The organism is Pseudomonas sp. NPDC096925 (genome assembly GCF_044762545.1).
Taxonomy (GTDB): Bacteria; Pseudomonadota; Gammaproteobacteria; order Pseudomonadales; family Pseudomonadaceae; genus Aquipseudomonas.
Window position 1 is genome coordinate 1 of the sequence record NZ_JBIWEM010000024.1, and the last position, 2,054, is coordinate 2,054.

Annotated in this window: 1 protein-coding gene; it reads right to left on the reverse strand. The window is 59.9% G+C overall.

Translation table 11 applies throughout. The features are described 5' to 3' along the window. On the reverse strand, positions 1–2,054 hold a 2,054-nt coding region (locus ACIQYU_RS26425; protein ID WP_402802782.1), incomplete at both ends, for an immunoglobulin-like domain-containing protein.

Here is a 2,054-nt window from a genome sequence, read left to right on the forward strand (position 1 = left end):
GTTTCCCCAGCCTTGATGGTGACCTGGGCGTTGTTGCTCAGGGTCACGACCAGGTCATGGGCCAGCGCCTGGTTGATGTGCACAGTGAAGGTCGGATTGACGTTCTCGGCCACCGACGCCTGATCGGCGGTGATGGTGACCTGCACCAGGTCGCCTTGGTTGCCGGTACCCGGGGTGCCCGAGCCAGGCTCGTCGGTGACTTCGGTGCTGACCTTGGTTTCGTCCAGCGTCAGCTGTTCGAATTTCCATGCATCAGCGCCACTGACGTATTTCAAGCTCTGCTCGACCGGAGCGTTCGCACCGCTATAGACATTGTCCGGGGCGGTCACGGTGACCGAACCGGTCGTACCATTGGCCGGGACGGTGATAACGGTCTTGCCGTCGCTCAGGGTGAAGGTCAGGGCCGAGTGGCTGTTGATCGGCAGACCGTCTTTGTTGGTCAGGGTCACGGTATAGGTGATCTGTCCACCTTCGCTGACAGTCTCGGTTGCTGTCAGTTTTGCCACAACTTCGTCGATTGTGTCGGTAACCTTGACCGAAGCGTTCTCGCCCAGTTGCAGGTTCTCGAAGGTACGACCGTCGATGTCCGACGCCGACTTGATGCCGAGGGAAATTTCGCCGCTATCCAGATAGACGTCGTCACCCTGTGCCGCATGGACATAAGGTTCGCTCGAAGTCTGACCGGCTTTGATGGTGACCTGTGCATCGTTACTCAGGGTCACGACAAGGTCATGATCCAGTGCAGTGTTGATATGCACAGTGAAGCTCGGTTTGACGTTCTCGGCTACCGAAGTCTGGTCAGCAGTGATGGTGACCTTGACCACGTCACCCTGGTTGCCGGTGCCCGGGGTACCCGAACCAGGCTCGTCGGTGACCTCGGTGCTAACCTTGGTTTCGTTCAACGTCAGGTGCTCGAATTTCCACGCATCAGCGCCGCTGACGTATTTCAGGCTCTGCTCGACCGGTGCGTTCGCACCGGTATAGACGTTGTCAGGGGCCGTTACGGTGACCGAACCCGTGGTACCGTTGGCCGGCACGGTAATAGTGGTCTTGCCGTCGCTCAGGGTGAAGGTCAATGCCGAGTGGTTGCTGATCGGCAGACCGTCTTGGTTGGTCAGGGTCACGGTGTAGGTGATCTGACCACCTTCGGTTACGGTCTCGGTTGCTGTCAGTGTGGCCACAACTTCGCTGATCGTGTCAGTAACCTGAACCGAGGCGGCGCCACCCAACTGCAGGTTTTCGAACGGCCGACCATCGACATCCACCGCCGAGGTGATGCCGAGGGTGATTTCGCCGCTATCCAGATAGACATCATCGCCCTGCGCCGCGTGCTCGTACGCTGCGCTGGTTTCGCCAGCCTTGATGGTGACCTGGGCATTGTTGCTCAGGGTCACGACCAGGTCGTGGGCCAGCGCCTGGTTGATGTGCACGGTGAAGGTCGGATTGACGTTCTCGGCCACCGAGGCCTGATCGGCAGTGATGGTGACCTTGACCAGGTCGCCTTCGTTGCCCGGGGTACCCGGCTCGTCGGTGACGGTGGTGCTGACCGGGGTCTTGTCCAGGGTCAGTTGCTCAAACTTGCCCACGTCAGCGCCAGTGACCGAACCGATCGATTTGACCACAGGGTCGTTGGCGCCGGTGTAGACGTTGTCCGGGGCAGTCACAGTGACCGAACCAGTCGTGCCGTTGGCCGGCACGGTGATAACGGTCTTGCCGTCGCTCAGGGTGAAGGTCAGCGCGCCGTGATTGTTGATCGGCAGACCGTCTTTGTTGGTCAGCGTGATGGTGTAGGTGATCTCGCCGCCTTCGGTGACCGAAGGGGTTGCGGTCAGTTTGGCCACCACTTCGTCGGTGGTGTCGGTCACTTGAACCGTAGCGGCACCACCCAGCTGCAGATTTTCGAAAGTCGCACCGGTTGCATCCACAGCCGAACTGATGCCCAGGCTGATCTGGCCAGCGTCGTTGTAGACGTCATCGCCCTGCGCAGCATGGGTGTACGGTGCACTGGTTTCGCCAGCCTTGATGGTGACCTGGGCATTGTTGCTCAGGGTCAC